General features: G+C 72.6%; 6 protein-coding genes. All 6 read left to right on the top strand.

The window, feature by feature from the left end; genetic code table 11:
• On the top strand, positions 1-992 hold a 992-nt coding region (locus Voc01_RS50395; protein WP_203934944.1), incomplete at its 5' end, for an SGNH/GDSL hydrolase family protein.
• Positions 993-1299: 307 nt separating this feature from the next.
• Complete coding sequence (locus Voc01_RS50390) at positions 1300-2472, top strand: hypothetical protein (RefSeq protein ID WP_203934943.1); 1173 nt, start codon at positions 1300-1302, stop codon at positions 2470-2472.
• Positions 2459-5446, top strand: coding sequence for a sensor histidine kinase (locus tag Voc01_RS50385; RefSeq protein WP_203934942.1), 2988 nt, complete (start codon positions 2459-2461; stop codon positions 5444-5446). Before Voc01_RS50390 ends, Voc01_RS50385 begins: the two co-directional genes overlap by 14 nt.
• Positions 5443-5874 (top strand): roadblock/LC7 domain-containing protein, encoded by a 432-nt coding sequence (locus Voc01_RS50380; protein ID WP_203934941.1) that lies wholly within the window; start codon positions 5443-5445, stop codon positions 5872-5874. The genes Voc01_RS50385 and Voc01_RS50380 overlap by 4 nt, the downstream gene beginning before the upstream one ends.
• Before the next feature lie 103 nt (positions 5875-5977).
• Positions 5978-6430: a DUF742 domain-containing protein gene (locus tag Voc01_RS50375; RefSeq protein WP_203934940.1), complete on the top strand. Its 453-nt coding sequence runs from the start codon at positions 5978-5980 to the stop codon at positions 6428-6430.
• A 1-nt stretch (position 6431) separates the two neighbouring features.
• A complete protein-coding gene (locus tag Voc01_RS50370; RefSeq protein ID WP_239161074.1) occupies positions 6432-7028 on the top strand; it encodes a GTP-binding protein in 597 nt (198 codons plus the stop codon).
• Positions 7029-7215 lie beyond the last annotated feature (187 nt).

The raw sequence follows: 7215 nt of genomic DNA, 5'->3' as shown, positions 1-7215 counted from the left end.
TGACCAACGTCTTCGGCGCCACGGCGCTCACCGTCGGCAGGGCCACCGTTGCGGTGCAGCAGGAAGGATCCACCCCCAGGCCGGGCACCACCCGCGTGCTGACGTTCGCCGGGTCACCCACGGTCACCATGGTCGCGGGTGGGCAGGCGCTCAGCGACCCGGTCGACCTGGCCGTCGCGCCGCTGTCGAAGTTGCTGGTCAGCGTCCACGTGCCGGGGCCGACCGGTCCGGTCACGAACCATCCGTTCACCGCGCAGGGCAACTACATCGCCGCGGGCGACCAGACCGGAGCGGACGGGACGAACTGGACGGACAACCCCTGCTGGATGCTGGTCGACGGCGTCGACGTGAAGGCCGACAGCAGGGTCACCGGCTCGGTCGTCGCGCTGGGTGACTCGATCACGGACACGGCCGCCACCAGCGGCAACCGGGACCAGCGCTGGCCCGACCACCTCGCGAGGCGCCTCCACGCGCAGAGGGGCGCGACGCTCAGCGTCGTCAACGCCGGCCTCGGCGGCAACCGGGTGCTCGCGCCGCGCGACGGGGAACCGTACTGGGGCGTCCCGGCCCTAGCCCGGCTGCACCGGGACGTGTTCTCCCAGACCGGCGTGCGGGCGGTGATCGTCTTCGAGGGCATCAACGACCTCGGCTACGACGCGACCGCGGCCCAGCTGATCGCCGCGTACCAGCAGATCATCGCGCTCGCGCGGCAGCGGGGGCTGCGCGTCTACGGCGCCACGATCACGCCGTTCAAGGACTCGTTCATCTGGACGGAGCGGCGGGCGACCGAGTGGCGCGCGATCAACCACTGGATCCGCACCAGTCACGCGTTCGACGGCGTCTTCGACTTCGCGACGGCGACCGCCGACCCGGCCGACCCGGACCGGCTGAACCCGGCCCACGACAGCGGCGACCACCTGCACCCGAACGACGCCGGATGCCGGGCCATCGCCGACGCGGTCGACCTGCGAAAGCTGCTCACAAACCGCTGACCAGGCAACAAATGTCACACCCGAAACGGGGGTGCGGAACCTTACCCCCGCACCCCCGAATCATCCAGGGCACCGACGGAAGATCGACCCATCGGTGCGAATGATCACCCCCACCGGCACCGGCAACCATCCGCCCGCGTAGTGACGCGAAGACTGCGCACGGTCGTAATCTCGCCGCCGTCACACAAAAGGCAGGCGAGAAACCGCAGGCCAACGCGCGCTCACCGTCGCCGGGGAAGGGTGAGGGATGGATTCCTCCGCTGGACAATCGTGGGTGCGCGGAACGGCCGGGCGAACCCTCCGGGTCGTGCTCTCCATCGCGATCCTGCTGCCGACGCTCGTGCTCTTCGGGCTGGTGTACACCTCGACGAGCGAGCAGACGGACTTCGCCGACCTGGAGCACCAGGGCATCGAGTACCTGAGCTCGCTGCTGCCGGTCGAGATCGCGCTCATCGACGCGCAGGCCGCGGCCGTCGCCGGTCAGCAGGTCCCGCGCGAGAACCTCAACCGCGCGGTCGAGACGGCGACCACGACGAACGCGAAGCTCGGTGCGAGCCTGCGCACCGACGAGCGCTGGGCGGAGGTGCGGGCGAAGATCGAGGCGCTGCCCGACCTGCGGTCCACCGGCGCGCAGGACGTGTACAACGCCTACACCGAGGTCACCGACCTGCTGCTGGCGCTGATCGAGAAGGTCCGCACGAGCTCGAACCTGGTGCGTGACCCCGACGCCGACACGTTCTACCTCCAGGACGCGGCCGCGCAGGAGCTTCCCGAGGCGATCGCCGCCGCCGGTCAGCTCGCCGACCTCGCCGTGATCGTCGCCGGGAAGCCGGCCGCCGAACAGCAGGCGTCGACGGCCGACCTCCTGTCGCAGCGGTCGGCGCTGGCGTCGAACGCGTCCGACCTCGCCGACGGTGTCCGCCTCGCGGTCGACGCCACCGGCAGCCGCACGCTGGGCGCGAACCTGCTCAGCCGCCTCGACCGCTTCCGCAAGGTCATCGACGCGCTGATCCCGTCGACGTCGCTGCTGCAGGGCCGCACGGCCGCCGTCGACCTCCAGCAGATCGCCCGCACCCGCGCCGAGGCGCAGACCGCGGCCGCCGAGCTGTCGCAGGCCATGCTCCGCGAGATCGACCTGCTCGTCGACGCCCGCGTGTCCGACCTGAACACCCGGCTGCTGCTCGCGGCGGGCACGGCCGTCCTCGCCGTGCTGCTCCTCGGCGCCGGGCTCGGGCTCGATCTTCTCGGTCGTCGCCGTCCGCGCGCCGGCGCCGGCTCACCGCCGGTTCCGCCGGTCGAGGTGACGCCCGTGAGCGCGGGCCTTCCGCAAGAGTCCGTCTCGGGTGGACGGCACGCGTGGCCGCCACCGCAGTCCGGTGCGCCGCCCGTGCCGGCCGGGGTCGCCGCCGGCCCACCCGGCAGCCCGGACCCGTCCCTGGCGCAGCTGGCGCAGTGGGAGCAGTTCGGTGCTTCTCGGTAACCTGCTCGGTAAGTTGCGCATCCGCGCGAAGCTGGCCCTGCTGGTGATGATCCCGCTGGTCGCCGTCGGCGCGCTCACGATCCCGGTCGTGCTCGACCGCGTCGAGTCGGCGTCGCGGGCTAGCGACACCGCCCGCTCGGTGCGGGTCGCCAGCCAGGTCGGATCGCTCAGCCAGGACCTCCAGCGCGAGCGGCTGCTGGCCGTCGGCTTCCTGGTCGACGCCGTCGACCGCAACCGGCTGGTGCTGCAGATGTCGGCGGTGACCGACCGGGTCACCGACGTGCGGTTCGAGCTCGGCGAGGACCTGCCGGCCGAGGTGAGCGACGCCATCGACGACATCAAGGCGCTGGCCGACCTGCGGCAGACGGTGCTCGGGAAGTCCGCGCAGGCGGCGACGGTCATCGAGCGGTACAACACGGTGATCGACGAGCTGATCAGCTCGCTGCGTCTGGTCGACGGCATCGACACGACCACCGAGGAGGGCCGCCAGGTCGTCGCGCTCGACGCCCTGCTGCGCGCCGACGAGGCGAACAGTGAGGGTGCGGCCTACCTGGTGCTGCTCGCCGACGAGCCGGGCGCGGTCGCGGCCGCCCGGTTCAACACCGAGCAGACGCTGCTGTCGGAGGAGCTCGAACGCTTCACGGCGTTCGCGACGCCGACCCAGATCTCGCTGTACGGCCTGGTCGAGCAGGCGTTCGTCGACCGCATGGGCGCCAGCTTCAGCACCGACCCGCTCAAGGAGATCGCCCGGTTCCCGGACGCGGCGGCGCTGTTCCCGTCGCTGGAGTCGTTCATCGCGCTGGGCAACTTCGTCGAGAAGCGGATCGTCGCCGACGTCACCGCGGCGGTCGGTGCCCGGCAGAACCGGGCGCTCGCCACGGCGTACAGCGTCATCGGCGGCGCGCTGCTCATCCTGCTGCTGGTGATCCTGCTCGTGGTGTCGGTGGCGCGGGCGGTCGCCCGGCCGCTGACGCGGTTGACCGCCTCGGCCGACCGCGTCGCCCGCCTGGCCGAGGAGGAACTGGTCCGCGTCGCCGACGACGAGACGGAGGCGGTCGAACGCGTCCACCTCGAGGCCGTCGACATCACGGCCCGCGACGAGGTCGGCGACCTGGCCCGCGCGTTCGAACGCGTGCAGGAGACCGCGGCCCAGCTGGTCGAGCGGCAGGTGGCGAGCCGGCGCAACGTCGCCGAGATGTTCGGCCACATCGGCCGCCGCACCCAGGGCCTGGTGGCCCGTCAGGTGTCCATGATCGACGGCCTGGAGAACGACGAGCAGGACGAGAAGAAGCTCTCCAGCCTGTACCGGCTCGACCACCTGTCCAACCGCCTGCTCCGCAACGCGACGAGCCTGGTCGTGCTCTCCGGCGCCGACTGGGCGCAGGAGCACGTCACGCCGCTGCCGCTGGCCGACGCCGCGCGGCTCGCGCTGGCCAAGGTCGAGGACTACACCCGCGTCGACGTGCGGATCCCGGCCGACATCGTGCTCACCCCGGCGATCATCGCCGACCTGGTGCAGGTGATGGCCGAGCTGATGGAGAACGCCACGTCGTTCTCGCCGCCGCACACGCGCGTCTCGGTGGTGGCCGTCTCGACGGGCTCCTCGGTGCGCTTGACGATCACCGACCACGGCATCGGCCTGTCACCCGAGCGGATCGCCGAGGAAAACGCCCGGCTGGAGCGCCGCGAGCGGCTGGACCTGGCACCGACCCAGGTGCTGGGCCTGTTCGTGGTGGGCCGGCTGGCCCGCCGCCACGGCCTACGGGTGCACCTGTCGGCCACGTCCGGCGGCGGCGTGACGGCGGCCGTCGAGCTGCCCGGCTCGGTGCTGGTCGCGGCCGCGCCGGTCGCCGACCCGGCGTCGACCCCCGGCAAGCTGGCGCTGGTGGGCGGCCGCGGCCGCCCGGCGACCGTGGGCAGCCCCGTGACCGCCGCCCCCCGCGGCGACGCCCTGCTCCGGCTCCGCGAGATCATCGAGGACGGCGCGCCGTCCTGGAACGCGTTCGCGGTGGGACCGTCGGCCGAGCAGCCGGCGGGTGCCGCGGAGGAGGCCGCCACGGTGCCGCTCACGGTCCCGGCCATGGGGCCGGCCATGATGGCGGGCGCGGCGCCCGGGCACCCGGACGCGGCGCGGCCGTCGGCCGCCGGCAACGGTGCCGCCGGTAACGGTGCCGCCGCGAACGGGCACCCGGTCGGCCCGACCAGCCCGTCGGGCCTGCGGCAGCGGGTACCGGGCGCGAACCTCGTGAGCGGCGGCACGGCCACCGCGGCCGACCGCCAGCCCCCGAGCACGCTCGACGCCGACGCCGCGCGGGACCTGATCGAGCAGTTCGAGTTCGGGGTCCACCGCGCCCACGAGGAGCCCGCCCCGGCCGTTCCGGAACAGCCGGCCGCGCCCACCCGGCCGGCGCCCCCGCCGCCGGTTCAGCCCGGGTCACCGCCGCTGCGGGCGTCGTCGGCCGCCGCGCCCGCGTGGCCGGCCGCCGCTTACCCCGTCACCTCGGACCATGAGACGACGGCGCGTGAGCTGCCGACGCTGCCCGCGCGCGACCAGCCCGCGCTCCCCGCCGCGACGCCGGCCATGCCGACGGCCGCGCCGCACACGCCGCATACGGTGCCGCATACGGTGCCGACCGGGGTGCCGACCGGGGTGCCGACCGGGGTGCCGACCGCGACCCTGCCCGCGGCCGTCTACGCGCCGACCGAGGCGCTGCCGGTGTACACGCCGCCGCGGCCCGCGACGCACTCCGCGCCGACGAGCGCCGGCGGCTACCAGCTGCGCCCGACCGGCACCGCGCTGAACCGGCGCGTACCCGGCGCGACGCTCGAGACCAGCCTGATGCCGCCGCCGTCGGCGCCGGCCACCTTCACCCAGATCGACCCGGACGAGGTGCGCAACCTCGTCGAGCAGTTCGAGTTCGGGGTCACCGAAGCTCTCCAGCATGCGGAACCAAGGAGCGACAGACGTTCATGAGTGTCATGCAGAACCTCAGTGCCGAGGCGAAGACGTTCAACTGGCTGCTGGACAACTTCACCCAGAACACCGTCGGCGTGGTCGAGGCGGTGGCGGTCTCGTCGGACGGGCTGCCGATCGCGATGTCGGCGATCAAGGACCGGGCCAACGCCGACCGGCTCGCCGCCGTGGTGTCGGGCATGACCAGCCTCGCCGGCGGGGCCGCGCACATGTACAACATGGGCGACCTGAACCGGGTCATCGTCGACCTGACCCGGGGGTACCTCCTGGTCACCGCGATCAGCATCGGGTCGGTGATGGGCGTGATCGCCTCCCGCAACGCCAACCTCGGGAACGTCGCCTACGAGATGACGCTGTTCGCGAACCGCGCCGGTGCAGCGCTGACGCCCCAGCTCATCATCGAGCTGAAGAACTCCGTCCAGCCGTGACCGAGCACTCGTGCGAGGTCACCGACCGGCGCAGCGGAGCTGGTGAGCTCGCCCCGCGAGCCCGCCAGCTCCGAGGCTGCGCCGCCCGGAGGGCGGTGCAGCCGTGACGGAATCACCGGACGCGGGAGGGGCGGCGAGGCTGCCGCCTTACCTGCGCCACGCGTTCGGTGACTTCAACCCCACGCCTCCCCCGCCGTCGCCCGTTCCGTCGGAGGAGACGTTGCGGCCGTTCGTCCTCACCTCGGGCCGGGTGTCGTCGTCGGACGTCGACATCAGCCTGGAGACCCAGGTGACGACGAACTACGACGCCGCGACGGCCGCGTACGCGACGGTCGGCCTGCCGTCCGAGCTGAGAGCGATCATCACCCTGTGCGACGTACCGATGTCCGTCGCCGAGATCTCCGCGCGGCTGCGCCTGCACCTGGGCGTAACCCGGATCCTCGTCGGTGACCTGCGTGCCGCCGGCCACCTGGAGATCCACCACCAGGACGTGACCGAGAACCATTCCCCTGACGTCATTTTGCGAGTGATCCGTGGACTCCGTGCAATCACCTAGAGTGCAATCACCCGACGCCGGCACTCTGCGGCGCGCCGCTCCCCCGCTACCCGTCAAGATCGTCGTGGCCGGCGGCTTCGGCGTCGGCAAGACCACCACCGTGGGCGCCATCTCCGAGATCGAGCCGCTGACCACCGAGGCGGTGATGACCATCGAGTCTGTGGGCGTCGACGACCCCGGCATGCGGGTCGGCAAGACCACCACCACCGTCGCCATGGACTTCGGCTGCGTCACGATCGACTCGACGCTGAAGCTGTACCTGTTCGGCACCCCGGGCCAGGACCGGTTCGGCTTCATGTGGAACGACCTGTCGCGCGGCGCGCTGGGTGCGCTGGTGGTCGTCGACAGCACCCGCCTCGACGACTGCTACCCGGCCGTCGACTACTTCGAGCACGCCAAGGTCCCGTTCGTCGTCGGCGTCAACGCGTTCGACGGTCACCTCGCGCACGACATGAACGAGGTGCGGTGGGCGCTGGCCGTGAACGAGAAGGTCCCGGTGGTCGCGTTCGACGCCCGCGACCGCCTCTCGGTGCGCGACGCCCTGCTGGTGGTCCTGGAGCGGGCCCTCGACCGCGCGATGCACGCCGGCCGCCCCTAGGCGGTCGGCCGTGGCCCGGCGGCGCCCGATGCTGTCGAGGCCGCGAACCCGCCAACCGGTGGACCGGTCGGGGGGCCAGCCGGTGCGGACCGGTCGGGGGCCAGCCGGTGCGGACCGTAGCGGTCAGGGCCGCATGCGATGCCGTGTGGCGCAACGCCTTCAGCGACACCTGCCGCGTCCCCCCTTC

Source organism: Virgisporangium ochraceum (genome assembly GCF_016863655.1).
GTDB classification, from domain to species: Bacteria; Actinomycetota; Actinomycetes; order Mycobacteriales; family Micromonosporaceae; genus Virgisporangium; species Virgisporangium ochraceum.
The sequence above is the reverse complement of the archived record's forward strand: the minus strand, read 5'-3'. Positions and strand labels throughout refer to the sequence as shown.